Below are 25,656 nucleotides of genomic sequence, written 5' to 3'. Positions count from 1 at the left end.
CCGCGTTGTAGTCCGGGGTGATGCGCCGAGTCTGCCAGCTTCGCGCGCGGCGCAGCGACGAATCGGCCGCGCGCCATGGTCAGAGCCTGCGCTCCCATCGCCACGCGAATTCTCCGGAGACCGGCGGCGGTCCCGGCAGCGCGCCCTCGGCGGTGAGCCCGTCGATCATCAACGCGAGAACCCGCCGGCGCAGTTCGGCGGTGCGCACCGGGTCCGGCATCGTGATCGCGGCGCACGCCTCGAAGATCAGGCCGAGGTCGAGGGCGTCGACGTCGGGGCGGAGGCGGCCGCTCGCGTGCGCGCGACGGACCAGCTCCTCGCCTGCCTCGCCCGATTGCACGACGTCGGGAAGCATCGACTCGTCGGGAGTGAAGGTGCCCGCCAGGCGCACGGTGAGCGAGTGCACGTCGGCCGCCACGACCCGCTCCAGGAATCCGACGAACCCCCGCCACCCATCCGAATCTGCCAGCGCCGCGTCGGCTTCGGCGTTGAACCGGCGCAGTCCCTCGTGGCAGAGCGTGCGCAGCAGCACCTCCTTGCTCGGATAGCGCCGGTAGAGCGCGCTGATCCCGACCCCCGCTCGTTCCGCGACGGCGGCGATCGGCGCGTTCGGATCGTCGAGGAACACCGCGCGGGCGGCGTCGAGGATCAGGCCGTCGTTGCGCGCGGCCTGCGCCTTGCGGCCGGGCAAGCGCGGCTGATCTGCGGTTTCGGTCTGGTTCGCCATGAATTTCAGCCTACCACTTGAAACGGAACGATCCGTTCTGCTACGTTTTGAACAGAACGAAGCATTCCGTTTCAATAAGAGGAGTCGACATGGCCACCATCACCCCGTTCCAGATCGAAGTTCCGCAGGCCCGGCTCGACGATCTCGCCAACCGTCTGCGCAGCGCCCTGTACCCGGACGAGCTGCCCGGCGTCGGCGACGCGTACGGCGTGCCCGCCGACCGGGTCACGACCCTCGCGAAGTACTGGCTCGAGGAGTTCGACTGGCGCGCGGTGGAATCCGAGCTCAACGCCCACCCGCAGTTCACCACCGAGATCGAGGGTGAGGACATCCACTTCCTGCACATCCGCTCCTCGCGCGCCGACGCGACGCCGGTGATCCTCACCCACGGCTGGCCCGGTTCGGTCCTCGAATACCTCGACGTGATCGCACCGCTCACCGAGCCGGAATCGGCCGATCAGCCCGCCTTCCACCTGGTCATCCCCTCGCTGCCCGGTTTCGGCTTCTCCGGCCCCACCCGCAGCACCGGCTGGAACCGCTACCGCACCGCCCGCGCCTGGGCCGAGCTGATGGCGCGCCTGGGCTACCAGCGCTACGGCGCCATCGGCAACGACGGCGGCTCGATGGTCTCCCCCGAGATCGGCCGCATCGCACCCGAGAACGTGATCGGCGTGCACGTCACCCAGCTGTTCTCGTTCCCGTCCGGCGACCCGGCCGAGTTCGAGGGTCTGTCCGAGGCGGATATGGCCGCGCTGCAACATCTTCAGTGGTTCCACGAGAACAAGATGGCCTTCAACACCCTGCACAGCCAGCAGCCGCAGACCCTGGCCTACGCGCTCGCCGATTCCCCGGTGGGGCTGCTCGGCTGGAACGCGCAGCTGTTCGGTGAGTCGCTCGACGCGCGGTTCGTGATCGCGAATGTGGCGCTGTACTGGCTCACCGGGACGGCCGGTTCGTCGCTGCGCTTCTACTACGAGGACGCGCACGCCACCGAGCACCCGACCGAGCCGACCACGGTCCCGACCGGGCTGGCCATGTTCGCCGGTGATTTCCAGTCGATCCGCCGCTTCGCCGAGCGCGACCACAGCAAGATCGTCAGCTGGCATTCCTACGACACCAGCGCGGGCACGGGCGGCACGAACGACGCGGCCGGACACTATGCCGCGCACGAGGCACCCGAGGTGCTGGTCGGCGACATCCGCGAGTTCTTCGCCGGGCTCGCCTGATTCGTTCAGGTGCCGCGGCCCACGCTCCCCTCATCGGTGCGTGGGTCGCGACCCATTCGAATCATGCACCAGCGCAGTGTGATACGCGCACCAATGATGCCAATCAGTGATGCTCGTGCAGATCGGCCCAGGCCGGGAACGGATCCGGGTAGCCGGTCCACGCGCTCGGGCCCGCCGCGAACTCCGCCTCGGTGAGCAGTGCGGCGCCGAGTTCGCGCCGCAGGGCGGGTGCGTCGAGGCGCACCCCGATGAACACGAGCTCCTGTCCGGCGGGCACTTCCAGCTCCGACCACCACGCGCCGGGTTCGAAGGTCAGATTCGGGCCCGCCTGCGACCAGATCGCCGCCAGCTCGGGGCGGCTCGCGATCCAGCAGAAGCCCTTGCTGCGCAACATCCCCCGCAATCGCTCCAGCGCGGCGGCCAGACGCTGCGGATGAAAGGGCCGGTCGGCGCGGAAGGTGAAGCTGCTGATCCCGTACTCCTCGGTCTCAGGAGTGTGTCCGCCCGCCAATTCCTCGGCCCAGCCATCGGATTCGGCCGCGACCACCGGGTTGTAGCGTCCGGTGGCAAGCACTTCGTTCAGATCGGCAACGCCCTTTTCGGTTCGCAGCACGTGCGCTCGCGGGTTGAGCCTGCGCACCGTCGCCTCCACCGTGGCCGCGGCGTTCGCGCTGACCAGATCGGTCTTGTTGATCAACAACACGTCGGCGAACTCCACCTGGTCGACCAGCAGATCCGCGATCGAGCGGGCATCGCCCTCGCCCGCTTCCAGATCGCGTTCCGCGAGGGCCTGCCCGCGGACGAGTTCGGCCAGGAAGGTCGAGGCGTCGACGACGGTGACCATGGTGTCGAGGCGGGCGATGTCGCCGAGGCGGAATCCGTCGTCGAACTCCCAGTCGAAGGTGGCGGCCACCGGCATGGGTTCGGAGATACCGGTCGACTCGATCACCAGCTGGTCGAAGCGGCCCTCGCGCGCCAGCCGCGCGACCGCTTCGATCAGGTCCTCGCGCAGGGTGCAGCAGATGCAGCCGTTGGTGAGTTCGACCAGTTTCTCCTCGGTGCGATCGAGGTGCCCCTGGCCCGCGACCAGCGCGGCGTCGATGTTGACCTCGCTCATGTCGTTGACGATCACCGCCACCCGGCGGCCGTCGCGGTTGGCGAGGATGTGGTTGAGCAGCGTGGTCTTGCCGGCGCCGAGGAAGCCGGACAGGACGGTGACGGGCAGAGGTGTCAGGGTGTTGGTCACGAGTTAATGATAATGGTTTTCATTTGCAGTGCCCAGGTGGGGTCTCGCGACGGCGAGCGCGGTCGTAGGGTTGGGGCGTGAAGATGTTGCCGCTGACCCCCGATGGCCAGACCCCCGTTCGCGCGCTCACCATCGCGGGCACCGACTCCGGTGGCGGCGCGGGCATCCAGGCCGATTCGCGCACCATGGCGCTGTGCGGGGTGCACGCCTGCGTGGCGGTGGCGGCCGTGACCGTGCAGAACACGGTGGGCGTCAGCGGTTTTCACGAGATCCCACCGCAGATCGTGGCCGATCAGGTGCGGGCCGTCGTTCGCGATATCGGCATCGGCGCGGCCAAGACCGGCATGCTCGCCTCCACCGCGATCATCGAGGCCGTCGCCGGGGTGTGCGGCGAGCTCGGAATCGGGCGCGAGGGCACCATCCCGCTGGTGGTCGATCCGGTCGCGGCCTCCATGCACGGGGACCCGCTGCTGCACGCGGAAGCCCTGGAGGCAGTGCGCAATACGCTGATTCCGCTGGCGACCGTCGTGACCCCCAACCTCGACGAGGTGCGTCTGATCACCGGCATCGAGGTGGTCGACGACGCCACCGCGCGCAAGGCCGCCGAGGCCTTGCACGCGCTGGGCGCGCAGTGGGCGATCGTGAAGGGCGGGCACCTGCGCGCCTCGGAATTCAGCACCGACCTGCTCTACGACGGCGATACGTTCCGTGAGTTCAGCGCACCGCGCATCGCCACCGGCAACGATCACGGCGGTGGCGACACCCTGGCCGCGGCGATCGCCAGCGCGCTTGCCAACGGCTACCCGGTCCCCGACGCGGTGGAGTTCGCCAAGGAGTGGACCTACCGCTGCCTCGCCGCCTCCTACGATCTCGGCGCGGGTCACGGCCCCGTCTCACCACTCTGGAGACTGCGCGCCGACGCTTGATCGGCGCAGCGTTCCTCAGCCGCGCACGGCCGCAGCGGAGGCGCAGGTACGCCTAGCGTGGCGTCACGAACTTGTCGGTGCCCGGGTTCATACTGAACCCATCGCGCCCCCCGTCGACCCCAATGACGTGATCGGCGAGAACAACGGAGTTCGTGTCGGGCGCGAGATGTCAGCCGAGACCGAAAGCCGAGCGCAGCGGTTGCGACGGGTCGATCTTGACCCCGTTGAAGCGGGCGTGCGCCTGCGCCAGCGCCGAGATGCTCTCGGCCAGATAGTCGACGAAGCGCTCGACCGGCATCGCCGATACTTCGCGCTGGTTCGCGCCGAGCCACCAGTCCGTGGCCGAGGCGACCGCGCCGAAAATCGAATAGTTCACCAATTCGATCCCGGTCACGTCGATCGATTCCGTCGGCAGCAGGCCCGCGAAGAATTCCGCCGCCCGCCGCGCCGACTGGCGGGCCGCGACCAGCGCGCGTTCGGTTTCCTTGGCCTGCTGGCTGAAATGGCTGTGCAGCATGAACCGGAAGACATTCGGATGCGCCGACACGACCGCCACGTATTCGGTGGCCGCGGTATGGACGAGTTCGGCGATCGAATCGTCGGTGAGATTCACGCTGGTGAGCACACGCTCCCAGAGCATGTCGCGTACCCGGTCGACGATGGCGTTGTAGAGGTCGGTCTTGTCCTCGAAGTGGCGATACAGCTTCGGCTTGGCCGCACCCGCTTCTTTTGCGATATCGCCCATGCTCACATCGGGCCCGACCTGATCGAGCGCCCGGAACGCGGCGTCGACGAATTCGATACGCACCTGCACCCGATGCTCACGCCAGCGTTCGGTCCGCGCGTCGACACGACGCCGCGGCGCCTCGTCCGTCTTGGGGTAACCGCGCGTCACGGTAGTAATACTAGGACGGGCCGTACCGGGGGTTACGCACCCCACCGAGAGCGGGAACACATTTGCTGAAACAGCAAAATTTCTGGCGCCCATCGGAGCTCCCGATGCACTATCGGACGATCCCTTCACCCTGACTGACCAGGAGCATCGATGACCGAGACCGTGGCGAACGCCGAAGAGTTCTGGGAAGACTTCTACCGCGAACGTGAGCAGATCTGGACCGGTAACCCGAACCCCCTGCTGGTGCGTGAGGTCTCCGAGCTGACCCCCGGGACCGCCCTCGACCTGGGCTGCGGCGAGGGCGCCGACGCGATCTGGCTGGCGAAGGGCGGCTGGCAGGTCACCGCCGCCGACATCTCCGCCACCGCGATGGAGCGTGGCGCGCGGCGGGCCGCCGAAGTAGGCGTGACGATCGTGTGGGAGCGCCACGACCTCCAGGCGAGCTTCCCGGCAGGCACCTTCGACCTGGTGTCGGCGCAGTTCCTGCACTCCCCGGTGGAACTGCCGGACGAGCGGGCCGGGATTCTGCGCAGCGCGGCGGCCGCCGTCGCGCCCGGTGGCGTGCTGGTGATCGGCGCACACGCGGCCGCGCCGAGCTGGGCCTCGAGCGAGATGCACGCTCATGTGTTCCCGACCATCGAGCAGGTGCTCGAGCAGCTCGAGCTCGGGCCCGAGTGGCAGGTCGAGACCGCCGAGCTGGTCCACAGCCCCTCGACCAGCCCCGACGGTGTGGCCGGCCAGCGGGCCGACAGCGTGCTGCGCCTGCGTCGCGGCTGACCACGATCCCCAGCAACCTCCCAGCTCGGTCCCAGCTCGGTGGCAGCGCGGCCATCGAGTCTGGGTGTCATGACTCAGACCGAGGCCGAGCAGAAGGCCATGCAGAGCAGCCGCGCGCCGGTGCTCGACGTAGTGATACCCGTCTACAACGAAGAGGTCGATCTCGGGCTGTGCGTGCGGCGGTTGCACGCCTATCTGCGGGCCGGATTCCCGTTCACGGCCCGCATCACCATCGCCGACAATGCCAGCACCGACGCCACCCTGGCGGTGGCGGAGTTGCTGGCCGCGGAACTCGACGGCGTGGGAGTACTGCACCTGGACGCCAAAGGGCGTGGGCGGGCATTGCGGACCGCGTGGGCGGCCTCGGACGCGGCGGTGGTCGCGTACATGGACGTCGACCTGTCGACCGACCTGGACGCGCTGCTGCCGCTGATCGCGCCGCTGGTGTCCGGGCATTCCGATCTCGCGATCGGCACCAGGCTCGACGCGTCGGCTCGCGTGGTGCGCGGACCCAAGCGTGAGATCATCTCCCGCTGCTACAACCTGCTGCTGAAAACCACGCTGCGGGCGGGCTTCTCGGATGCGCAGTGCGGATTCAAAGCCGTGCGCACCGAGGTCGCGCGCGAACTGCTGCCGCTGGTTCGGGATGGCGAATGGTTCTTCGATACCGAGCTGCTGGTGCTGGCCGAGCGCGCGGGACTGCGGATTCACGAGGTGCCCGTCGACTGGATCGACGATCCCGACAGCCGGGTGGACATCGTCGACACCGCGCGCAAGGACCTGCGCGGGATCTGGCGGTTGACCAGGGCGCTGACCACCGGCGCCCTCCCGCTGGACGAGCTGAGAGCCGCTGTCGGACGTGAACCGCTGGTCGCCGGGGTGCCGCTCGGCATGGTCGGGCAGCTGGTGCGCTTCGCGATCGTCGGGGTGACCTCGACCCTCGCCTACATCGCCCTGTATCTGCTGTTGCAGCCGCTGGTCGGCAGTCAGGGCGCCAATCTGATGTCGCTGCTGGTCACCGCCGTGGGCAATACGGCCGCCAACCGGGCATTCACCTTCGGCGTGCGCGGACGCGGCAACGCGATGTCGCACCAGTTCCAGGGCTTGGCCATCTTCGCGTTCGGGCTGGCGATCACCAGTGGGTCCCTGTTCGCGCTACATCGCTGGGCACCCGACGCACCCGTCGCGGTGGAACTCACCGTCCTGATCACCGCCAATCTCGTGGCGACCCTGGCTCGTTTCGTCGGCCTGCGCTGGGTGTTCCGGCACGCGGGCGCCGATCGGACCACGACGGTCTCGCCGGTGCTCGTCACCACGGACAACGCGGATTCGGCAGTGCGCGCGGACGCGGTGGGGGTCCGACGATGACCACGACGATCGCACCCCCCGCACCGGTCGGCACCGTGACAGCACCGCCGACCCGAAAGCGCTGGGAACTACCCGCATTGGCGGTGTTGCTGCTCGGCACGCTGATCGCCTATCTCGTCAATCTGAGCGCCAACGGCTGGGCCAACGACTTCTATGCCGCTGCGGTACAGGCAGGTTCGCAATCGTGGGAGGCGTTCTTCTTCGGCTCCTCCGATGCCGCCAACTCGATCACCGTGGACAAACCACCCGCTTCGCTGTGGGTGATGGAACTGTCGGTCCGGCTGTTCGGGCTCAACAGCTGGAGCATGCTGGTGCCGCAGGTGCTGCTCGGCGTCGCCAGCGTCGCACTGTTGTGGGCGACGGTGCGCAGGTCGTTCGGGCCCGCCGCGGGATTGATCGCGGGCACGGTGCTCGCGGTGACTCCCGTTGCCATGCTGATGTTCCGGTTCAACAATCCCGACGCGCTGCTCGTCTTGCTGATGATCGCGGCCGCGTGGGCGATGACCCGGGCGGTCGCGGACGGCCGGTGGCGCTGGTTGCTACTCACCGGCGCGTTCATCGGATTCGGCTTCCTGGCCAAGCAGTTGCAGGTGCTGTTGGTGGTGCCGCCGCTGGCTCTGATGTATCTGATCGCCGGACCCCCGAAGCTGGGGAAGCGGGTCGCGCAGTTGTTCGCCGCCGGTGCGGCGATGGTGGCCGGCGCGGGGTGGTGGATAGTGGCGGTGGAGCTGTGGCCGTCGGACTCGCGGCCATGGATCGGTGGGTCGCAGAACAATTCGATCATCGAGCTCACCCTCGGATACAACGGGCTCGGGCGGCTGAACGGCAACGAGACCGGCAGTGTCGGGCCGGGCGGGGAATTGCCCGCCGGCGGCAACGGGATGTGGGGAAGCACCGGGATCACCCGGATGTTCGAACCCGCGCAGGGCGGTCAGATCGCGTGGTTGATTCCGGCGGCGTTGCTCGCGCTCGTGGTCGGGCTCGCACTGCGCGGGCGAGCGCCGCGCACCGATCATCGACGCGCCGCGCTGATCCTCTCGGGTGGTTGGCTGCTCGTCACCGGGCTGGTGTTCAGCTTCATGGCGGGGATCTTCCACCAGTACTACACGGTGGCGCTCGCGCCCGCTGTCGCGGCGCTGGCCGGAATCGGGGCCGTGCAGATCTGGGGTTCGCGTGATCGGTTGTGGGTGCGGTGCGCAGGTGCTGTGGCCATCGGGCTCACCACGGCGACCGCGTGGATGTTGCTCTCGCGCAGTGCTTCCTTCCAGCCGTGGTTGCGATGGGCGATTCTTGCAGCCGGCGTCGTTACCACCATTGCCTTTGTGTTCCCACTGGCTCGCAAGCAGTCGGTGATCGTGGCGCTCGCCGCGGCGTTCATCGGCCTCGCCGGGCCGATCGCCTACTCGGTCGACACCCTCGCGTCCGCGCATTCCGGTGCGATCCCCTCCGCCGGACCGAGTTCCGGCGGGATGCACGGAATGGGTGGACCCGGTATGCGGCCAGGCGGCGACGGTGGCAGGCCCGGCGCCGAGGGATCCGCCACCACCGGAGCCAGGGACGGTGCCGCGCCCGGCGGTACGCCCCCGGACGGTGCGGCCACGGGTGCGCCGACCGGCATGCCGTCGGACGCCGGCGCGCAGGGGCAAGACGGCACGGCGATGCCGGACGGTTCCGCACGGGGTTCGAACGGCGGTGACCAGCGCATGGGTGGCGCGGGTGGATTGCTGGGCGGATCACGGCCGAGCGATCAGATCGTCACCCTGCTCGAGTCGAACGGCACCGACTACACCTGGGTCGCGGCGGCGGTCGGTTCCAACAGCGCCGCCGGGTATCAGCTCGCCACCGAACTGCCGGTGATGCCGATCGGTGGGTTCAACGGCAGCGACCCGTCACCTACCCTCGAACAGTTCCAGCAGTACGTGGCCGACGGAAAGATCCACTACTTCGTCGGTGGTGGGCGCGGCGGCCCCGGTGGGAACAGCGCATCGACCAGCTCGGCGATCACCGCCTGGGTGACGGCGAACTACTCGGCCACGACGGTCGACGGAGTAACGCTCTACGACCTCACCCAACCGAAGTCGTAGCCGTCGCGACGTCAGGCTGGGCCCGGCGGACCACCCCGATCCGCCGGGCCCAGCCTTGAGTGGTCGCCCATATGTCGCCCACCATGCGGTCACCACCGCCGCTGCTCGGCCCGACGTCGGCCGCGTCGAAGAGCGGGCGTAGTGGCATTCGCAGGAGCCACCCGGGTAAGCCGCGTCAGCGGGCGGCGGGCACCGTGCCGGCGAGCCACTCGGCGAAGGAGGGACCGGCCAGGGTGGCGTGCGCAGACGGCAGGAGGGTGCCGTTCTCGAATTGCTCGCGGTCGGGGTTGGCGGGGTCGGAGGTTTCGATGATCTGCAGCGCATCGCCGCGGGCCTCGACCAGGACGGTGGCCGCACCGGCCATGGTCTCCGGCCGCGGTCCTGCGATCTCCGGGAACGGAATATCCTCGGCGGCAATCGGATTCGCGGCGAGATCGACCAGCGCCTCGGCGACTGTTCGCGCGGCGACCAGCTGGGTGCGCATGCCAGGAACGTAGGCGACGGCATCCTGCGTACCCCACCCGACCATCACCTCGACGAGTTCGTGGAACTGCGCCGCACGCAGAATCTGTACCGGCAGAGCGCCTTTGAGCAGTTCCTGTTCATGGGCGAGCTTGGCGGCGTTGTACCCGGCGAGCGAGCCGTCGATCCCGATGATGGACACCACGACCAGCCGCTCGACCCCGGCCCGCTCCCCCGCCGCGTGCAGATTCCGGGCGGAAGCGGTGAAGAACTCGGTCGCCACCTGCTGATCGGCCGAGGGCGTGCTCGACGCGTCGATCACGATGTCGACGCCGGTCAACGCCTCGTCGAGACCCGCACCGGTCTCGATGTCGACACCGTCGGCCCGCGAGAAGGCGACAACGTCGTACCCGCGCTCGACCAGCACCTCCACCACATGCCGCCCCAACCGCCCGGTCGCCCCCGCCACCGCGATCTTCTTCTGCTCCACCATGATCCACTCCTTCGTCGCTTCTTCCGCGTTCACAGAGTCGACGAGGTGGGCGACCGGAGTGTGACATCACCCGGTCACGACGTCTCGAGACTCCCCCGAGGCGCGACCCAGCGGTGATTGAGGTCCACCACCGAGGCGACCGTCTCGAAATCGGAGTCGTAGTGGAAAAGAACGAGGCGATGTTCGATCGCGAGCACCGACGCGAGTAGATCGTGAATACCGACCGCGCGGTGGCGGCCGGAGCGCGCCAATTCGCGCTGAATCGCGAACGCGCTCTGCCAGTGTTCGTCGTTGGTCGGTAGATACTCGAACAGCGCGCGCCGATCTGATCGGAGTTGTTCGTACTCGACAGGATTGCGCGCGCTGTAGAGGATCTCGGCGTCGATCGCGGCACAGGTGGCGACGACTCCCGCGTCGATGAGCGGAACGAGGTAACCGGCAACCTCCGGACGAGGCATCCGCGCGAGTGCACTGGTATCGACCAGGTATCGCGCTGTCACCGCCATACGTCGTCGCGCCGATCTTTATCGGCCATCTCTGCCAGCCCCCCGTTGATGAGCCACTCGACATGGCGGGCTCGGGCCGCCGTGACCGCTGCCGAGTGGAGAGCCGCACGAACGGTATCGGAGACGCCGGTGGTCCCGAGCGCGTCTTGCGCGGACTCGAGTAGCTCGTCGTCGATCTCGATCAGGCGTTTGGTCATCGCACAGTCCCTCGATATATATTCCCCCATGGCCGCACTATATACCCAGAAACGACCAGGTCACAAGGGTTCAGTGGGACAGATTCAGGGCGGTGTGCAGGGTCGCGGCCCACTGGTCGACGATGAGTTTGCGGCGGGCGGAGTCGTCGGTGAGGACGTCGGCCAGGCCGAGGCCGCGGGCCAGGTCGAGGGTGGCCTGGACGAGATGGTGGGTGACCGGGTCGGAGTCGTCGACGCCGAGGGCTTCGATGGCGCGGCGATGGGAGATGCGGCCGAACCGGGCTTCCAGGGGCAGGATGCGTTCGCGCAGGGCCGGGTCGGCGGCGGCGTGGGTCCAGACCTGGAGCGCGGCTTTGAAGAACGGGGTGGTGTAGGACTCGACCAGCGCGGAGACGACGGCGCGCGTACGGCCTTCCCCCTGGGCGACCGCGTTCACCGTTTCGGCTTCGGCCTTGGCCTGGTCCATCCGGAACTCGAACATGAACTCGAGCGCGGCGGTGATCAGGTCCTCGCGGGTGGGGAAATGGTGCTGGGCGGCGCCGCGCGACACCCCGGCCCGCTCGGCGACCACCGACACGGTGGCGGCTGCCCAGCCGGTTTCGGCCAGGCAGTCGATGGTCGCCTCCAGCAGCCGCTGCCGGGTGGCCCGGCTGCGGTCCTGCTTGGGTTCGTGGGGTGTCGCCATCGGACTATTGTGCCCAGCTGGGCGGACGCTTCTGGAAGAAGGCCGTCATGCCCTCGATCACCTCGGGGGTACCGAAGAAGCTCGCTGACCTCTTGGCGAGTGCTTCGGCCTCGGCGTCGAAGGTGGCCAGCACGGCCGCGTTGACCAGTTTCTTGGACTCGGCCAGCCCCTGCGGCGACCCCTTGCGCAGCTCGCCACTCAGGCGTTTCACCTCCGCGGCGGCGTCCTGCGCGGCCACGGTGACCAGACCGATCTCCTGCGCGGTCACGGCGTCGAACTTCTCACCGGTCAGGAAGTAGCGGCTCGCGGCCCGCTGGTCCAGCCGCGGCACCAGCGTGAGCGAGATCATGAACGGCGCCATCCCGATGCGCACCTCGGTGAGCGCGAAACTGCTACTCGGCCCCGCGACGACGAGATCGCAGGCCCCGATGATCCCCATGCCACCAGCCCGGACATTGCCGTCGATCTGCGCGATCACCGGCTTGGGCGAGGCGAGAATCCCGCGCAGCACATCGATCATCACGCGGGTGCGCTCATCGGCCGCCACCGCGGGATCGGCGTTGCTCGCCTCCTTGAGGTCGGCACCCGCGCAGAAGGTGTCACCGGTGTGGGCCAGGACGATGCCGCGCACAGCCGGATCGGTTGCCGCGGCGTCGAATCCGGCGAGCAGCTCACGAACGAGCTTGGACGAGAGCGCATTCCGGTTGTGCGGCGAGTCGAAGGTCAACGTGGCGAAACCGTCGACGACCTCGTAGCGGACGAACGGTGCTTCCGTCGCGTCACTCATCGGGACTCCTGTTCATCCGGTAGGGGTGGTCGCCCCAGTTCCGGGGCGACCACCGTGGTGCCTAGTACGAGCGCGGCAGGCCGAGCGAATGCTGGGCGACGAAGTTCAAGATCATCTCCCGGCTGACCGGTGCGATGCGCGAGATACGCGCGGCCTGCAGCATGGCAGCCAGCCCCACCTCACGCGTCAGACCCGACCCACCGTGCGTCTGAATCGACTGGTCCAGCGCTTTGATACTGGCCTCCGCAGCGGCGTACTTGGCCATGTTGGCTGCCTCGGCCGCGCCGAACTCATCGCCGGTGTCGTAGAGCGTCGCGGCCTTCTGCATCATCAGCTTGGCCAGTTCCAGCTCGATCTTGACCTGCGCCAGCGGATGCGAAATGCCCTGGTGCGCACCGATCGCGGTCTTCCAGACCGTGCGCTCCTTGGCATACTCCACGGCCCGGTCGATGGCGTAGCGACCGAGGCCGACCGCCATGGCCGCGCCCATGATGCGCTCGGGATTCAGTCCGGCGAACAGCTGGGCGATGGCCGCGTCCTCCGAACCGACGAGGGCGTCGGCGGGCAGGCGCACGTCGTCGAAGAACAGCGTGAACTGGTTGTCCGGCTCGATGACGTCCATTTCCTGGACGTTCTTCACCAGACCGGGCGCGTCCACCGGCACGATGAACAGCGCGGGCTTGAGCTTGCCGGTCTTGTGATCCTCGGTGCGCGAGACCACCAGGATGGCCTCGGCCTGGTCGACGCCGGAGATGAAGATCTTGCGGCCGTTGAGGATCCAGTCGCCGCCGTCGCGGCGGGCGGTGGTGGTGATCTGGTGCGAATTGGAGCCCGCGTCGGGCTCGGTGATCGCGAAGACCATCTTCGACGAGCCGTCGGCCAGCTTGGTCAGCCAGTTCTGCTTCTGCGCGTCGGTGCCGTACTTGGTGATGATGGTGCCGCAGATCGCCGGCGAGACGACCATCAGCAGCAGCCCGGCGCCCTGCGCCGCCAGCTCCTCCTGCACCAGCGCCAGCTCGTACATGCCCGCACCACCGCCGCCGTACTCCTCCGGCAGGTTCACACCGAGGAAGCCGAGCTTGCCCGCCTCGTCCCACAGTTCGGTGAGCGGCTCGTTCTTGCGCGAGAGCGGCAGCACGTAGTCGCGGTAGTTGTACTTGCTCGCCAGCGCGGCGACCGCCGCGCGCAGCGCCTTCTGCTCTTCGGTTTCGATGAAGCTCATGCCTGCTCCTGCTCTTCTTCCTCGACGACGGCGAGGACGGTTCCGACCTCGACCTGCTGGCCGACGGTCACGTTGAGTGCACTGAGAATGCCGGTCGCCGGGGCCGCGATGGTGTGTTCCATCTTCATCGCCTCCAGCCACAGAATGGGCTGCCCCTGCCTGACGTGGTCGCCTTCGGCGGCGCCGAGCCGGATCACGCTGCCGGGCATCGGCGCGAGCAGCGAACCGGCCGCCACCTGCTCGGACGGGTCGGTGAAGCGGGGCAGTCTGCGCACGGCCACCGGGCCGAGCGGGGAGTCGATCGCGACCAGATCGCCGTAGCGGGCGATCTCGAACTGCCGACGCACCGAACCACGTGCACCCGGGACACCGAGGACGACACGATCGGGCGCGACCGAGATCAGCTCGAGGCGGTCGTGGCCCTCGACCGCCACACCGGTGCGGGTGAAGCGGTACCGCACCTCGTGCGTGCCGGTGGTGCGGCTGTCGTAGGACTTGGTCTGCGGCAGTGAGGACAGGTTGCGCCAGCCGCTCGGGGTGAGTCCGGCCAGGCGCGAGGCGCCGCGATTGACCGCCGAATCGGCCAGTGCCGCGGCCACGATCGAGAGCGCCTCGTCGGCCTCCGACACCAGCGGCGCCGACAGCACGGCCAGGTCGTGGGTGGCGAAGAAGGCGGTGTCGGTGTCACCGGCGAGGAACGCCGGGTGACGCAGCACGCGCACGAGCAGGTCGCGGTTGGTGACCAGGCCGTGGATCTTGGCGCGCTGGAGCGCGGTGGCGAGCAGATGCGCTGCCTCGGCGCGGGTCTCGGCGTAGGAGATCACCTTGGCGAGCATCGGGTCGTAGTGGACGCCGACCACCGAATCATCGACGACACCGGTGTCCAGCCGGACACCGGGCTGATCGAGAACGGTGAATTCACCGGCGGTGAACGGGATCTCGATCTTGTGCACCGGACCGCTCTGCGGCTGCCAGTCGTGCGCGGGGTCCTCGGCGTAGAGGCGAACCTCGATGGAGTGACCACGCTGGGCGGGCTGGGTCGCGGGCAGCGGCAGACCAGATGCCACCTGCAATTGCAGGCGGACCAGGTCGAGGCCGGTGGTCTGCTCGGTGACCGGATGTTCCACCTGGAGACGGGTATTCATCTCCAGGAAGAAGAAGTCGCCCTTCTCGTCGGCTAGGAACTCGACGGTGCCCGCGCCTTCGTACCCGATCGCCTCGGCCGCCAGGCGCGCCGCCTCGAACAGCCGCTCACGCATGCCGTCGAGCTTCTCGACCAGCGGCGACGGTGCTTCCTCGACAACTTTCTGATGACGACGCTGGATCGAGCACTCACGCTCGCCCACCGCCCAGGTCTTGCCGAAAGTGTCCGACATGACCTGGACTTCGATGTGGCGGCCGGTCTCGAGGTACCGCTCGCAGAACACCGTCGGATCGCCGAAGGCCGACTCGGCCTCGCGCCGGGCACCGGCGATCTGATCCTGCAACTCGGCGAGCTCGCGCACCACGCGCATACCGCGTCCACCACCACCGGCGGATGCCTTGATCAGCACGGGCAGGTGCGCGTCGGTGACCTCGGCGGGGTCGAGCTCGGCGAGGACGGGGACACCGGCGGCATCCATCATCTTCTTGGACTCGACCTTGGAGCCCATCTGCTCGATCGCCGCGATCGGCGGACCGATCCAGACCAGACCCGCGTCGAGCACGGACCGCGCGAATTCGGCGTTCTCGGAGAGGAATCCGTAGCCGGGGTGGATCGCATCGGCACCGGCCGACAGCGCGGCCTCGATGATCAGCTCACCGCGCAGGTAGGTCTCGGCCGGCGTGTTGCCGGGCAGCCGGATGGCCGCGTCGGCCTCGGACACATGCGGCGACGCGGCATCAGCATCGGAATACACCGCGGTAGTACCGATACCCATCCGACGGCAGGTGGCGAACACGCGGCGAGCGATCTCACCACGATTGGCAACGAGCACATTCGTAATCGTCATGTCGCGGCTCACATTCGGAAGACGCCGAAGCCCTCGGCGCCCTTGATCGGGGCTGTGTGAATGGCCGACAGAGCCATTCCCAGCACGGTGCGGGTGTCGCGGGGGTCGATGATGCCGTCGTCGAACAGCCTGCCCGACAAGAACATCGGCATGGCCTCGGCCTCGATCTGGGCCTCGACCATCGCGGCGAGACCGGCGGCGGCCTCCTCGTCGAACGGCAGGCCCTTGGACTCGGCCGCGCCGCGCTGCACGATGGTGAGCACGCCGCCCAGCTGCGCCCCACCCATGACGGCGGATTTCGCGCTCGGCCAGGCGAACAGGAAACGCGGGTTGAACGCGCGCCCGCACATGCCGTAGTGCCCGGCGCCGTAGGAGGCGCCGACCAGCAGCGAGATGTGCGGCACCGTGGAGTTGGCGACCGCGTTGATCATCATCGCGCCGTGCTTGATGATGCCGCCGTGCTCGTACTCCTTGCCGACCATGTAGCCGGTGGTGTTGTGCAGGAACAGCAGTGGCGTGTTCTTCTTGTTCGCCAGCTGGATGAACTGGGTGGCCTTCTGCGATTCCTCGGAGAACAGCACGCCGCGCGCGTTGGCGAGGATGCCGATCGGGTAGCCGTTGATCTCCGCCCAGCCGGTGACCAGGCTCGAACCGTAGAGCGGCTTGAACTCGTCGAAGTCGGAACCGTCGACCACGCGGGCGATGACCTCGCGGGGATCGAACGGGATCTTCAGGTCCGAGGGCACGATCCCGAGCAGTTCCTCGGGATCGTAGATCGGCGAGATCACCTCGGCGCGCGGCTCGGGGCCCTGCTTCTTCCAGTTCAGGCGACGAACGATGTTGCGGCCGAGGCGGATCGCGTCCTGCTCGTCGGCGGCCATGTAGTCGGCCAGACCCGAGGTGCGGGCGTGCATCTCGGCGCCGCCGAGGGTTTCGTCGTCGGAGTCCTCGCCGGTGGCCATCTTCACCAGGGGCGGGCCCGCGAGGAAGACCTTCGCGGCCTCCTTGACCATCACCACGTAGTCGGACATGCCGGGAATGTAGGCACCGCCGGCGGTGGAATTGCCGAAAACCAGCGAGATGGTGGGGATTCCGGCCGCCGACGCCTGGGTGAGGTCGCGGAACATCGCGCCACCCGGGATGAACACTTCCTTCTGCGTCGGCAGGTCCGCACCGCCGGACTCGACCAGCGAGATCACCGGCAGCCGGTTCTCCCGGACGATGTCGTTGATGCGCAGTGTCTTACGCAGTGTCCACGGGTTCGAGGTACCGCCGCGCACCGTCGGGTCGGGCGCCACGATCATGCACTCGACCCCCTCGACGAGGCCGATACCGGCGATCGTCGACGCGCCGACGTGGAAGTCGCTGCCCCACGCGGCGAGTGGGCACAGCTCGAGGAACGGCGAGTCCTCGTCGAGCAGCAGTTCGATGCGCTCACGGGCGGTCAGCTTGCCGCGCTTGTGGTGCCTGGCCACCTTCTCCGGGCCGCCACCGGCGATGGCCTTGGCGAACTCCGCCTCGACCTCGGTGAGCTTGGTGGACATCGCCTCGGCGGCCGCGGCGTACTCGGGCGAGGCGGTGTCGATGAGGGAACGGAAGGTCGTCACGACTGGTACCCCAATACTTTCGACGCCAGCATGGTCAGGATCTCGTTGGTGCCGCCGCCGATGCCGATGATGCGAACATCGCGGTAGATGCGCTCGACCTCGGCCTCGCGCATGTAGCCCATCCCGCCGTGCAGCTGCACGGCCTGATTGGCCACCCATTCGGCCGTTTCGACGGCGTTGTTCTTGGCGAAGCAGACCTGGGCGATCAGGTTCTCGTCCCCGGCCACATAGCGCTCGACCAGCGCACGCGTGTACGTGCGCGAAATATCAACGCGCTGAGCCATATCGGTAAGCGTCATCTGCACCTTCTGGCGGCTGATCAGCGGACGGCCGAAGGTCTCGCGATCACGGCACCACTGCACGGTGAGATCAAGCGCGCGCTGGGCCAGCGAATACGCCTGCACCGCGAGGCCGACCCGCTCGCTGACGAACGCGGCGGCGATCTGCGCGAAGCCGCTGTTCTCGGCGCCGACCAGGTTCGACGCGGGCACGCGCACGTCCACGTACGACAGCTCGGCGGTATCGGAGGCCAGCCAGCCCATCTTCTCCAGCTTGCGGCTGACGGTGAAGCCGGGCGTGCTCTTCGGCACCAGGATCAGCGAAACGCCCGCCGCGCCCGGGCCACCCGTGCGCACCGCGGTGACGACGAAGTCGGCGCGACAGCCCGAGGTGATGAACGTCTTGGCGCCGTTGATGACGAAGTCCTCACCGTCGCGCACGGCGGTGGTGGTGAGGTGGCCGACATCGGAGCCGCCGCCGGGCTCGGTGATGGCCAGCGAGCCGATCAGGTCACCGGCCAGCGTCGGCTTGGCCCACTGGTCGATCTGCGCCTGGTTTCCCGAGGCGATCATGTGCGGCAACGCGATGCCACAGGTCAGCAGCGAAGCCCACAGCCCGCCGGACGCACCGGCGATATGGATCTCCTCACCCACGATCACCGAGTCGATGGCGTTGCCGCCCTCGCCGCCCGCCGATTCGGGGTACTCGATGCCGAGCAACCCGAGTTCGCCCGCCTTCTTGTGCAGCTCACGCGGCAGTTCGCCGGCCCGCTCCCAGGCATCGAGGTCGGGCAGGATCTCCCGCTCGACGAACCCACGCACGGTGGCGCGCAGCTCTTTTCGCTCCGGCGTTTCCCAAACTGATGTCATGCGAACAGCTCCGTCGGCATATCGATGTGGCGGGAGCGCAGCCATTCGCCGAGCCCCTTGGCCTGCGGGTCGAAACGCGCCTGGTAGGCGACGCCCTTGCCCAGCAGCCCGGAAATGATGAAGTTGACCGCGCGCAGATTGGGCAGCACGTGGCGGGTGACGGTCAGCTCGGCCGTCTCGGGGAGTAGTTCCTGGAGCTTGTCGACGGTGAGGGTGTGCACGAGCCAGCGCCACTGGTCGTCGGTGCGCACCCACACGCCGATGTTGGCGTCGCCGCCCTTGTCGCCGCTGCGGGCGAGCGCGATCGTGCCGAGCGGCACGCGGCCGGTCTCGGAGGGCGGCAGCGGTGTGGGCAGCTCGGGCTCGGAAACGGGTTCGAGCACAACGGTTTCCGTGGCGGGCGTGATGTCGATCCGGGTGCCGTCGGCCAGGACGGCGACGTGCGGTACCTCGTGCGCGTCGACGAAACCGGGGGTGAAGACGCCGTACGGCGAGCCGTTTCCGGGCAGTGCGGTGAAGCTGGCGCCGGGGTAGCTCGCCAGCGCCAATTCCACGGCGACACTGGAGAACCCGCGGCCGACCTTGTTCGGATCGGGATCGCGCACCACGCAGCGCAGGATCGCGCTGGCCTGCTCTTCGGTCTCGGCGTCGGGGCGGTCGAGACGGGCCAGGGTCCAGGTGAGCTCGGCGGGCTTGTCTGGCAGCCAGGATTCCAGCTGTCGTTGTGCCAGTTCGGCTTTGGCCTCGATGTCGAGTCCGGTGAGAATGAACGACATCTCGTTGCGGAAGCCGCCGAGAGTGTTCAGCGAGACCTTGAGCTGCGGCGGCGGGGCCTCACCGGTGACGCCGCTGATCAGCACCCGGTCCTTGCCCTCCTGGCTCAGCGCGATGCTGTCCAAGCGGGTGGTCACATCGGGTCCGGCGTAGCGCGCGCTCTGGATCTCGTACATGAGCTGGGCTTCGACGGTGTCGACGGTGACCGCGCCGCCGGTGCCGTCGTGCTTGGTGATCACACAGGAGCCGTCGCGACGGATCTCGGCGATCGGGAAGCCGGGGCGGCCGATGTCACCGAGTTCGGTGAAGAAGGCGAAGTTGCCACCGGTGGCCTGGGTGCTGCACTCGATCACGTGGCCCGCGACCACCGCACCGGCGAGCGCGTCGTAATCGGTACGGGCCCAACCGAAGTGGGCGGCGGCGGGACCCACGATCACGGAGGCGTCGGTGACCCGGCCGGTGACGACGATGTCGGCGCCGGAGTTCAGGCACTCGACGATCCCCCACGCGCCGAGATAAGCGTTCGCGGTGAGCGGCTGACCGAGGTCGAGCTCGCCGGCGCGCGCCACCAGGTCGTCGCCTTCGACATGGGCGATCTTGGCGTCGAGCCCGAGCTCGGCGGCGACCTTGCGCAACTGCTCGGCCAGCCCGGCCGGATTCAGCCCGCCGGCATTGGTGACGATCTGGACGTTCTTCTCGAGCGCGAGCCCGAGGCAGTCCTTGATCTGCTTGACGAAAGTCTTGGCGTAGCCGAGGCTCGGATCCTTCATCCGGTCGCGGCCCAGGATCAGCATGGTGAGTTCGGCGAGGTAGTCGCCGGTCAGCACGTCGAGCTGACCGCCCTCCAGCATCTCGCGCATAGCGCTGAGCCGGTCACCGTAGAACCCGGAACAATTCCCGATCCGGATCAGGTCCGGGTCAGCGGAGAGAGCACTCATGGCACCCAGGATCGCAGCGGTTCAGAAAAAAAGCAAGCATGCGTGCTTGTTAATTCCGCGCGAGAGACCGGGCAAGATGGAACCATGCTGTCCGTCCTCCTCTTCGCCCTCGCCGGATTCCTGCTCGGCGGCGCGTATACGACCTGGAAGAACAACCGCCCGATGGCGATCGGTTTGATCGTCGCCGCCGTCCTCGCGGGCCTCGGCGCCGCGCTCTGGCTGGAGTAGTAAGCCTTTCGCAAGGTCAGGGCAAGGCGAGGGCTGTTGGCTTGCCGACATGTTCACTTGGTATGTCGGCCTGCTCGCGCTCAGCGGCCTCGCGATGATCATCATGGCCAACGTCGACAACGGCCGCGGCCAGCTCTCGCGCGGGCTCAACGCGGTGTTCGGTATCGCGTTCCTCGGGTACGCGGGCTACCTGTGGTTCGTGTTCGAAGGCGGCGACTACCTGATCTTCTTCCACGCGTTCATCCTGCCGGTGCTGCTCATCATCGACTTCGTGCGTTCGACGAACTGGCAGGCGCTGACCGACAAGCCCACCCCGACCCAGAAGGCCTTCCGCGAGTACTGGAAGGAACAGGATCGGCTGGAAAAGCGCTCAGCTCGTCGTGTGTAGCCGGAAGATCCTGACGTCCTCCGGGACGCCGCTCAGCGGCGCCGCCCAGAAATTGCGCTTGTAGGGTTTGGCGACAACGCCCAGCTCCTCGAGGGTTTCCGGGCGCAGCGCGGCCAGCGTGACGCTGGAAATCATCGTGTTGCCGTTGCCGCCCGCCTCCATCATCCGGGCGGCGATATTGACGTCGACGCCGAGCCAGTCGCCACCGATCTCCCGGGGCGAGCCGGTGTGCAGGCCGACCCGCATGCGCGGGGTATAGCCGTTGATCTCGACCCCGGCGAGATTGCGGCGGGCCGCCAGCGCGGCGCGCACGGCCCGATCGGGCGAGGAGAACACCGCCATCAGACCGTCGCCCATCCGCTTGACCACCTGACCGCCACGCTCGACGATCGGCGGCTCGATGGCCTTGGCGACCTTGCGCAGCAGTTCCAGGGTGCCCTCGTCGCCCACCGACAGCGACCAGCTCGAGAACCCGACCAGGTCGGTGAACACGATGGTCACCTCCTCGGTGCCGCGTCCACGGCCGATCCGCTCCAACCCCGCCTGCCACACCTGTAGGGCGCCGAAACCGATTTCCCTGGCCGCGGTCGGGGCGCCGCCGGCGATCTTGTCCGCCGCTCGGGCCACCGCGCGCGCACCGCCGGGGCCTGTCACCGACAGCGGATCGCCGAAGGCCGGGTCGCCGGGCAGCTGTTGCCGTGCCCTGCGCAGGGCACCGATCAGGTCGGCCCGGCGGTTGGCGGCTTGCAGCTTCGACGAGATCTGGGCGCGCTTGCCGCTCGCGCGCGCACCGGCGTCGGACTCGGCGGATTCACTCACGATCGGCTCCAACGGGATGGACACGTCCGCGGCATCGCGCCGCCGCGGATTCACCCCGCCAGAAGGCGTTTCACTCACGCCCCGAGGGTATCTCACCCAACGACGACCGCCGGTCCGCTGCGTGTACGCAGCGGACCGGCGGTCCTACCTTCGAGCGACCGGGCAGCGGAAGCCCGAAGGTTCGGGTCGCACGACCTCCCGACAAGGTCGCGGCCCTCGCGACCCGGGCCATTACGAGGGCGGCCCGGGCTGGATTGTCAGGCGTCGCGGCGGTTGACCAGCACGAGCGCACCGGCGAACACGATCGCCACGAACACGGCGAAGTAGATCAGGCTTCCCCACACACCCCAGTGCCAGTCGCCCGCGTACTCCTCCACGCTCAGGAATCGGTTCGCGTTCTGGAAGGGCAGGAACGGCTTGACGGTGCGGCCGAAGCTGCCGAACGCGCCGAGCAGGTTCTCCAGCAGCAGCGACCACAGCACGATCAGCGAGATCGCCGCGGCGGACTGGCGCACCAGCACCCCGACACCGATGGCGAGCACGACGCACAGGAACGCGTAGATCGGCACGCTGTAGATGGCGCGCCAGTTGCCGTCGAGCACGAGACCGGGAGCGTCGTCACCGGTGATCAGTTTGGCCACGATGAACGCGATGAGCGCGAGCACGCCGGTGAGCACGGCCGAGTAGAAACCGACCAGCGCGGTCTTCGACAGCACGACCTTGGATCGGTTCGGGACCGCGAGGAAGCTGGAGCGGATGACGCCGAAGCGATATTCGCTGGTCACCGTCAACGCGGCCATGATCATCAAGACCATGACGCCGAAGCCGGCCACACCCGACACCGCCACGCTCGGGGTGAGCAACGGCGGGCCCTCGCCCGAATCTCCGGTGGAGTCGGCGTTGGTGACCAAGGCGATCAGCACGGCGAGGCCGATGCCGAGCACGACCACCACCGCCGAGCACCACCAGGGCGAGCGGGTGGAGGTGAGTTTGATTCGTTCCGCTGCGAGCACGCCCATCAGAGCGCACCTCCCATCGCCTGTTGATCGAAGCTTTCACCGTGGTACTCCACGGCGCCGCCGGTCATCCGCATGAACGCTTCCTCGAGCGAGGCCTGCTGCGGTGCCAGCTCGTAGAGCGTGACGTTGTTCGTGCCCGCCACCTTGCCGACCTCGTCGGAGGTGACGCCCGCGACGATCAGCGCGGCGTCGCCGTCTTCCTTCACGGTCATGCCGTGCGAGGTGAGCAGGCTGCGCAGCTGGTCCAGCTGCGGACTGCGTACCCGCACCGACTGCTCGGAGGCGCGGTCGATGAACTCCTGGGTGGTGCCGTCGAACATGAGCTGACCACGACCGATGACGATGAGCTGCTCGGCGGTCTGCGACATCTCCGAGAGCAGGTGGCTCGACACGAGCACCGTGCGTCCCTCGGCGGCCAGGCGCTGCATGAACCGGCGGATCCACAGGATGCCCTCCGGGTCGAGGCCGTTGACCGGCTCGTCGAACAACAGCACCTTCGGATCGCCGAGCAGCGCGCCCGCCAGGCCGAGGCGCTGGGACATGCCGAGCGAGAATCCGCCCGCGTTCTTGTTCGCCACCTCGGACAGGCCGACCAGGCGCAGGACCTCTTCGACCCGCGACTTCGGGATGTCGTTGGAGGCGGCCAGCCACTCCAGGTGGGCGCGCGCCGAGCGGTTCGGATGCACCCACTTGGCATCCAGCAGCGCGCCGACCTGCGTGAGCGGGCGTTCCAGCTGCTGATAGTGCTTACCGTCGATGAGCGCACTGCCCGCCGTCGGCTTGTCCAATCCGAGGATCATCCGCATGGTCGTCGATTTACCGGCACCGTTGGGTCCGAGGAACCCGGTCACCAGTCCTGGCCGGACGGTGAACGTGAGGTCCTGCACCGCGACGGTCTGGCCGAATTGCTTCGTCAGGCCCTTCAGCTCGATCATGAGCCCCAGCTTGCCTCACGATCGCCGCACCGCGCGTCGCCGAGAAGTAGCGAGTCGGGTCATCCTCGAGGATGACCTTCGACCCTTAGACGGCCGGGGAAGAAGCCTGGGCCCAGAAACGCCGCGGGATACGGCCCGCGTGCCTGGCCAGATAGCCCGCGCGCACCGCGGCCGCCATGGCCGATGCCATCATTTCGGGCTCTTTCGCCCTGGTCACGGCGGTAGCGAGGAGCACCGCCGAGCAGCCGAGTTCCATGGCCAGAGCCGCGTCGCTGGCGGTGCCGATGCCCGCGTCGAGGATCACCGGGACCCCCGCGGCGGCGACGATCATCTCGATGTTGTGGGGGTTGCCGATGCCCAAGCCGGTGCCGATCGGTGAGCCCAGGGGCATCACCGCGGCGCAGCCCGCCTCTTCCAGGCGGCGGGCGAGGACGGGGTCGTCGGTCGTGTACGGCAGCACTACGAAACCGTCGTCGACAAGCTTCTCGGCGGCGTCGAGGAGTTCGAACGGGTCCGGCAGCAGCGTGCGGTCGTCGGCGACCACCTCGAGCTTGACCCAGTTGGTGTCGAGGGCCTCGCGGGCCAGCTGGGCGGTGAGGACGGCTTCGGCGGCGGTGCGACAGCCCGCGGTGTTGGGCAGCAGGGTGATGTCGAGGCGCTTGAGCAGATCGAGCACGCCGGTGCCGCCCGCGGCGTCGACCCGGCGCATGGCGACGGTGGTGAGCTCGGTGCCCGAGGCGATCAGCGCCTGTTCGAGGACCGCGAGGTTTTCGGCGCCGCCGGTGCCCATGATCAGGCGGGAGCCGAACTCCTTGTCGGCGATCCGCAACGGCGACTCAGCCACCCTGCACCGCCGTGAGCACCTCGATGGTCCAGCCACGGCCGACCGGCTCGTCCCAGCGCGACTTCGAGAAAACCGCGCCGTCGACCGCCAATGCCACACCCTGGCAGGGCAATTCGAGCCGGGCCAGCAGTTCGCGGACGCTGAGCGGCTCGGGGAACTCGTGGTCGACACCGTTGACGGTGACACCGATCGGGATGGTCGAGGTCATCGAACTCCTCCTTGCGACAGAGATGGCATCTGCGATGCCGGAAAACGTTGGGGCGCTGCGGCTTCGACGACCGCGGGGGTCTGCCCCTCGAGCAGCGCCGGCACAACCGCCGCGGTGAGCGCGAGGGTGAGCATGCCGTTGCGGCCGTGACCGGTGGCCGCGATGACACGATCGTCGAGGTGACCGAGCAGCGGCAGGTTGTCGGGGGTTCCCGGCCGCGAGCCCGCGTTCGCTTCGGCCAGTTCGTATTCGGCGATACCGGGCAGGATGGTCTCGGCGTCGGCGATCAGGTCACGGACACCGCCGACGGTGACGGTGGTGTCGAAGCCCGCCTCGTATTGTGTTGCACCGACGACGATTCCGTCTTGCCGGGGAACCAGGTAGACCTGCCGGCCGTGGACTCGGGCGCGGATCACCCTGGTCGGCGCCGGGCTGACGCCGGGCCTGCGTCGCAACCGAAGGATTTCGCCCTTCACCGGGCGCACCGGCAGGCCGGGCCAGAGCTCGGCGGAGCGGGCACCCGCCGCGAGAACTATCCGGTCGTGCGGTAGCTCGTCCAGCGCGCCGACGGCTTCGGCGCGGATCTCGACACCGGCTGCGGCACAGGCGGATCCGAGCGCACGCAAGACGCGCCGATTGTCGATGGCGGGTTCGGTTCTCGCGTGCAGACCGGCGCGGACGGTGCGCGCGAGCGCGGGTTCGAGCGCGCGGACTCCCGCACGGTCGAGTACCCGCAGATCATGACCGAAACCGGCCAGCCAGTCCGAGACAGTGCGCAGGTCCGTGACATCGGCACTGTCGAGGGCGACGGTGAGCGTTTCCTCGGCCACGAACATCGATCCGCCCGAGACCGCACGGAGCCGTTCGGCGAAAGCGGGCCACTGCGCCAGCGCCGCCGCGCCGAAGGCGAGCACTCGGTCCTCCCCCGGCCAGCCTTCCGACAGCGGAGCGAGCATGCCACCGGCCACGAAGGAGGCGCCGCGCGCGGGTTCGGGGTCGTAGACGGTGACCGTCCAGCCCGCCTCGGCGGCCCGCCACGCGACGGCGAGTCCGACGGCGCCGCCGCCAACGACCGCCAGAGTTCGCATCACGTTCCACCTTGTCTTTTCGCCTATCGCCCGCCACGGCGTTCGCACTCCAACGGTAGCGCGACTAC

The 25,656-nt window shown here is 68.3% G+C and carries 26 protein-coding genes; 7 read left to right on the top strand and 19 right to left on the bottom strand.

Annotated features, from left to right (window positions below):
• Positions 1 to 79: 79 nt before the first annotated feature.
• Positions 80 to 727 (bottom strand): TetR/AcrR family transcriptional regulator, encoded by a 648-nt coding sequence (locus ACFWFP_RS30275; RefSeq protein WP_379300688.1) that lies wholly within the window; start codon positions 725 to 727, stop codon positions 80 to 82.
• 89 nt (positions 728 to 816) lie between these two features.
• Here ACFWFP_RS30275 and ACFWFP_RS30270 point away from each other — a divergent pair, with 89 nt between their 5' ends.
• The gene (locus ACFWFP_RS30270) at positions 817 to 1,953 is read left to right on the top strand and encodes an epoxide hydrolase family protein (RefSeq protein WP_379300686.1); all 1,137 of its coding nucleotides are present in this window, start codon (positions 817 to 819) and stop codon (positions 1,951 to 1,953) included.
• Positions 1,954 to 2,056: 103 nt separating this feature from the next.
• Here ACFWFP_RS30270 and ACFWFP_RS30265 read toward each other — a convergent pair whose 3' ends face one another.
• Positions 2,057 to 3,199 carry a GTP-binding protein gene (locus ACFWFP_RS30265; protein WP_379300684.1) on the bottom strand — a complete coding sequence of 381 codons (1,143 nt, stop codon included), beginning with the start codon at positions 3,197 to 3,199 and terminating at the stop codon, positions 2,057 to 2,059.
• Between the two features lie 77 nt (positions 3,200 to 3,276).
• Here ACFWFP_RS30265 and thiD point away from each other — a divergent pair, with 77 nt between their 5' ends.
• Complete coding sequence (thiD, locus tag ACFWFP_RS30260; RefSeq protein WP_379300682.1) at positions 3,277 to 4,125, top strand: bifunctional hydroxymethylpyrimidine kinase/phosphomethylpyrimidine kinase; 849 nt, start codon at positions 3,277 to 3,279, stop codon at positions 4,123 to 4,125.
• A gap of 169 nt (positions 4,126 to 4,294) precedes the next feature.
• On the opposite strand, the gene ACFWFP_RS30255 is transcribed toward thiD, so the two are convergent.
• Positions 4,295 to 5,113: a TetR/AcrR family transcriptional regulator gene (locus ACFWFP_RS30255; protein ID WP_379300680.1), complete on the bottom strand. Its 819-nt coding sequence runs from the start codon at positions 5,111 to 5,113 to the stop codon at positions 4,295 to 4,297.
• A 57-nt stretch (positions 5,114 to 5,170) separates the two neighbouring features.
• Here ACFWFP_RS30255 and ACFWFP_RS30250 point away from each other — a divergent pair, with 57 nt between their 5' ends.
• The 3 genes from ACFWFP_RS30250 (at position 5,171) to ACFWFP_RS30240 (ending at position 9,249) form a co-directional block, all read left to right on the top strand.
• Entirely contained in the window at positions 5,171 to 5,797 is a 627-nt protein-coding gene (locus tag ACFWFP_RS30250; RefSeq protein WP_379300678.1) for a class I SAM-dependent methyltransferase, read from the top strand.
• Between the two features lie 69 nt (positions 5,798 to 5,866).
• On the top strand, positions 5,867 to 7,165 hold the full coding sequence (locus ACFWFP_RS30245) for a glycosyltransferase (protein ID WP_379300676.1): 1,299 nt from the start codon (positions 5,867 to 5,869) through the stop codon (positions 7,163 to 7,165).
• The gene (locus ACFWFP_RS30240; RefSeq protein ID WP_379300674.1) at positions 7,162 to 9,249 is read left to right on the top strand and encodes a glycosyltransferase family 39 protein; all 2,088 of its coding nucleotides are present in this window, start codon (positions 7,162 to 7,164) and stop codon (positions 9,247 to 9,249) included. The genes ACFWFP_RS30245 and ACFWFP_RS30240 overlap by 4 nt, the downstream gene beginning before the upstream one ends.
• Before the next feature lie 175 nt (positions 9,250 to 9,424).
• Here ACFWFP_RS30240 and ACFWFP_RS30235 read toward each other — a convergent pair whose 3' ends face one another.
• From ACFWFP_RS30235 to ACFWFP_RS30190, 10 genes are all read right to left on the bottom strand, one after another.
• The gene (locus ACFWFP_RS30235) at positions 9,425 to 10,204 is read right to left on the bottom strand and encodes an SDR family oxidoreductase (RefSeq protein ID WP_379300672.1); all 780 of its coding nucleotides are present in this window, start codon (positions 10,202 to 10,204) and stop codon (positions 9,425 to 9,427) included.
• A 74-nt stretch (positions 10,205 to 10,278) separates the two neighbouring features.
• Complete coding sequence (locus tag ACFWFP_RS30230; protein ID WP_379300670.1) at positions 10,279 to 10,710, bottom strand: PIN domain-containing protein; 432 nt, start codon at positions 10,708 to 10,710, stop codon at positions 10,279 to 10,281.
• Complete coding sequence (locus ACFWFP_RS30225) at positions 10,701 to 10,907, bottom strand: DUF2191 domain-containing protein (protein ID WP_358104280.1); 207 nt, start codon at positions 10,905 to 10,907, stop codon at positions 10,701 to 10,703. The genes ACFWFP_RS30230 and ACFWFP_RS30225 overlap by 10 nt, the downstream gene beginning before the upstream one ends.
• A gap of 70 nt (positions 10,908 to 10,977) precedes the next feature.
• A complete protein-coding gene (locus tag ACFWFP_RS30220) occupies positions 10,978 to 11,592 on the bottom strand; it encodes a TetR/AcrR family transcriptional regulator (RefSeq protein ID WP_101465384.1) in 615 nt (204 codons plus the stop codon).
• A gap of 4 nt (positions 11,593 to 11,596) precedes the next feature.
• Positions 11,597 to 12,379, bottom strand: a complete 783-nt coding sequence (locus tag ACFWFP_RS30215) for an enoyl-CoA hydratase family protein (RefSeq protein ID WP_379300668.1) — start codon at positions 12,377 to 12,379, stop codon at positions 11,597 to 11,599.
• Between the two features lie 61 nt (positions 12,380 to 12,440).
• Positions 12,441 to 13,601 (bottom strand): acyl-CoA dehydrogenase family protein, encoded by a 1,161-nt coding sequence (locus tag ACFWFP_RS30210; RefSeq protein ID WP_379300666.1) that lies wholly within the window; start codon positions 13,599 to 13,601, stop codon positions 12,441 to 12,443.
• The gene (locus tag ACFWFP_RS30205) at positions 13,598 to 15,592 is read right to left on the bottom strand and encodes an acetyl/propionyl/methylcrotonyl-CoA carboxylase subunit alpha (protein WP_379300664.1); all 1,995 of its coding nucleotides are present in this window, start codon (positions 15,590 to 15,592) and stop codon (positions 13,598 to 13,600) included. Before ACFWFP_RS30205 ends, ACFWFP_RS30210 begins: the two co-directional genes overlap by 4 nt.
• A gap of 8 nt (positions 15,593 to 15,600) precedes the next feature.
• Positions 15,601 to 17,199: an acyl-CoA carboxylase subunit beta gene (locus tag ACFWFP_RS30200; protein WP_379300662.1), complete on the bottom strand. Its 1,599-nt coding sequence runs from the start codon at positions 17,197 to 17,199 to the stop codon at positions 15,601 to 15,603.
• On the bottom strand, positions 17,196 to 18,347 hold the full coding sequence (locus ACFWFP_RS30195) for an acyl-CoA dehydrogenase family protein (RefSeq protein WP_379300660.1): 1,152 nt from the start codon (positions 18,345 to 18,347) through the stop codon (positions 17,196 to 17,198). The genes ACFWFP_RS30200 and ACFWFP_RS30195 overlap by 4 nt, the downstream gene beginning before the upstream one ends.
• Positions 18,344 to 20,059, bottom strand: a complete 1,716-nt coding sequence (locus tag ACFWFP_RS30190) for an acyclic terpene utilization AtuA family protein (protein ID WP_379300658.1) — start codon at positions 20,057 to 20,059, stop codon at positions 18,344 to 18,346. Before ACFWFP_RS30190 ends, ACFWFP_RS30195 begins: the two co-directional genes overlap by 4 nt.
• An 84-nt stretch (positions 20,060 to 20,143) precedes the next feature.
• Between ACFWFP_RS30190 and ACFWFP_RS30185 the strand changes: the two genes are divergently transcribed.
• On the top strand, positions 20,144 to 20,287 hold the full coding sequence (locus ACFWFP_RS30185; protein WP_379300656.1) for a hypothetical protein: 144 nt from the start codon (positions 20,144 to 20,146) through the stop codon (positions 20,285 to 20,287).
• A 49-nt stretch (positions 20,288 to 20,336) separates the two neighbouring features.
• Entirely contained in the window at positions 20,337 to 20,675 is a 339-nt protein-coding gene (locus ACFWFP_RS30180; protein WP_379300654.1) for a hypothetical protein, read from the top strand.
• On the opposite strand, the gene ACFWFP_RS30175 is transcribed toward ACFWFP_RS30180, so the two are convergent.
• From ACFWFP_RS30175 to thiO, 6 genes are all read right to left on the bottom strand, one after another.
• On the bottom strand, positions 20,658 to 21,506 hold the full coding sequence (locus tag ACFWFP_RS30175; protein WP_379300725.1) for an adenylate/guanylate cyclase domain-containing protein: 849 nt from the start codon (positions 21,504 to 21,506) through the stop codon (positions 20,658 to 20,660). The genes ACFWFP_RS30180 and ACFWFP_RS30175 overlap by 18 nt on opposite strands.
• 245 nt (positions 21,507 to 21,751) lie before the next feature.
• The gene (locus ACFWFP_RS30170; RefSeq protein WP_379300652.1) at positions 21,752 to 22,513 is read right to left on the bottom strand and encodes an ABC transporter permease; all 762 of its coding nucleotides are present in this window, start codon (positions 22,511 to 22,513) and stop codon (positions 21,752 to 21,754) included.
• On the bottom strand, positions 22,513 to 23,448 hold the full coding sequence (locus ACFWFP_RS30165; RefSeq protein ID WP_379300650.1) for an ABC transporter ATP-binding protein: 936 nt from the start codon (positions 23,446 to 23,448) through the stop codon (positions 22,513 to 22,515). Before ACFWFP_RS30165 ends, ACFWFP_RS30170 begins: the two co-directional genes overlap by 1 nt.
• Positions 23,449 to 23,533: 85 nt before the next feature.
• Positions 23,534 to 24,292: a thiazole synthase gene (locus ACFWFP_RS30160; protein WP_379300648.1), complete on the bottom strand. Its 759-nt coding sequence runs from the start codon at positions 24,290 to 24,292 to the stop codon at positions 23,534 to 23,536.
• Entirely contained in the window at positions 24,285 to 24,500 is a 216-nt protein-coding gene (thiS, locus tag ACFWFP_RS30155; protein WP_379300646.1) for a sulfur carrier protein ThiS, read from the bottom strand. The genes ACFWFP_RS30160 and thiS overlap by 8 nt, the downstream gene beginning before the upstream one ends.
• Entirely contained in the window at positions 24,497 to 25,588 is a 1,092-nt protein-coding gene (thiO, locus tag ACFWFP_RS30150) for a glycine oxidase ThiO (protein WP_379300644.1), read from the bottom strand. The genes thiS and thiO overlap by 4 nt, the downstream gene beginning before the upstream one ends.
• Between the last annotated feature and the right edge of the window lie 68 nt (positions 25,589 to 25,656).

Source organism: Nocardia sp. NPDC060249, from assembly GCF_042728755.1.
In the GTDB taxonomy this organism is placed as follows: Bacteria; Actinomycetota; Actinomycetes; order Mycobacteriales; family Mycobacteriaceae; genus Nocardia.
This window is presented reverse-complemented; position numbering and strand designations above follow the sequence as displayed.

Excerpts from the sequence above, each read along its gene's own strand:
- ACFWFP_RS30180 (WP_379300654.1), top strand. The coding sequence starts at position 20,337 with ATGTTCACTTGGTATGTCGGCCTGCTCGCGCTCAGCGGCCTCGCGATG.
- ACFWFP_RS30215 (WP_379300668.1), bottom strand. The coding sequence starts at position 12,379 with ATGAGTGACGCGACGGAAGCACCGTTCGTCCGCTACGAGGTCGTCGAC.
- ACFWFP_RS30210 (WP_379300666.1), bottom strand. The coding sequence starts at position 13,601 with ATGAGCTTCATCGAAACCGAAGAGCAGAAGGCGCTGCGCGCGGCGGTC.
- ACFWFP_RS30270 (WP_379300686.1), top strand. The coding sequence starts at position 817 with ATGGCCACCATCACCCCGTTCCAGATCGAAGTTCCGCAGGCCCGGCTC.
- ACFWFP_RS30255 (WP_379300680.1), bottom strand. The coding sequence starts at position 5,113 with ATGGGCGCCAGAAATTTTGCTGTTTCAGCAAATGTGTTCCCGCTCTCG.
- ACFWFP_RS30195 (WP_379300660.1), bottom strand. The coding sequence starts at position 18,347 with ATGACATCAGTTTGGGAAACGCCGGAGCGAAAAGAGCTGCGCGCCACC.
- ACFWFP_RS30225 (WP_358104280.1), bottom strand. The coding sequence starts at position 10,907 with ATGACCAAACGCCTGATCGAGATCGACGACGAGCTACTCGAGTCCGCG.
- ACFWFP_RS30220 (WP_101465384.1), bottom strand. The coding sequence starts at position 11,592 with ATGGCGACACCCCACGAACCCAAGCAGGACCGCAGCCGGGCCACCCGG.
- ACFWFP_RS30245 (WP_379300676.1), top strand. The coding sequence starts at position 5,867 with ATGACTCAGACCGAGGCCGAGCAGAAGGCCATGCAGAGCAGCCGCGCG.
- ACFWFP_RS30185 (WP_379300656.1), top strand. The coding sequence starts at position 20,144 with ATGCTGTCCGTCCTCCTCTTCGCCCTCGCCGGATTCCTGCTCGGCGGC.
- ACFWFP_RS30250 (WP_379300678.1), top strand. The coding sequence starts at position 5,171 with ATGACCGAGACCGTGGCGAACGCCGAAGAGTTCTGGGAAGACTTCTAC.
- ACFWFP_RS30190 (WP_379300658.1), bottom strand. The coding sequence starts at position 20,059 with ATGAGTGCTCTCTCCGCTGACCCGGACCTGATCCGGATCGGGAATTGT.
- thiS (WP_379300646.1), bottom strand. The coding sequence starts at position 24,500 with ATGACCTCGACCATCCCGATCGGTGTCACCGTCAACGGTGTCGACCAC.
- thiO (WP_379300644.1), bottom strand. The coding sequence starts at position 25,588 with ATGCGAACTCTGGCGGTCGTTGGCGGCGGCGCCGTCGGACTCGCCGTC.
- ACFWFP_RS30170 (WP_379300652.1), bottom strand. The coding sequence starts at position 22,513 with ATGGGCGTGCTCGCAGCGGAACGAATCAAACTCACCTCCACCCGCTCG.
- ACFWFP_RS30165 (WP_379300650.1), bottom strand. The coding sequence starts at position 23,448 with ATGATCGAGCTGAAGGGCCTGACGAAGCAATTCGGCCAGACCGTCGCG.
- ACFWFP_RS30275 (WP_379300688.1), bottom strand. The coding sequence starts at position 727 with ATGGCGAACCAGACCGAAACCGCAGATCAGCCGCGCTTGCCCGGCCGC.
- ACFWFP_RS30205 (WP_379300664.1), bottom strand. The coding sequence starts at position 15,592 with ATGACGATTACGAATGTGCTCGTTGCCAATCGTGGTGAGATCGCTCGC.
- ACFWFP_RS30230 (WP_379300670.1), bottom strand. The coding sequence starts at position 10,710 with ATGGCGGTGACAGCGCGATACCTGGTCGATACCAGTGCACTCGCGCGG.
- ACFWFP_RS30240 (WP_379300674.1), top strand. The coding sequence starts at position 7,162 with ATGACCACGACGATCGCACCCCCCGCACCGGTCGGCACCGTGACAGCA.
- ACFWFP_RS30235 (WP_379300672.1), bottom strand. The coding sequence starts at position 10,204 with ATGGTGGAGCAGAAGAAGATCGCGGTGGCGGGGGCGACCGGGCGGTTG.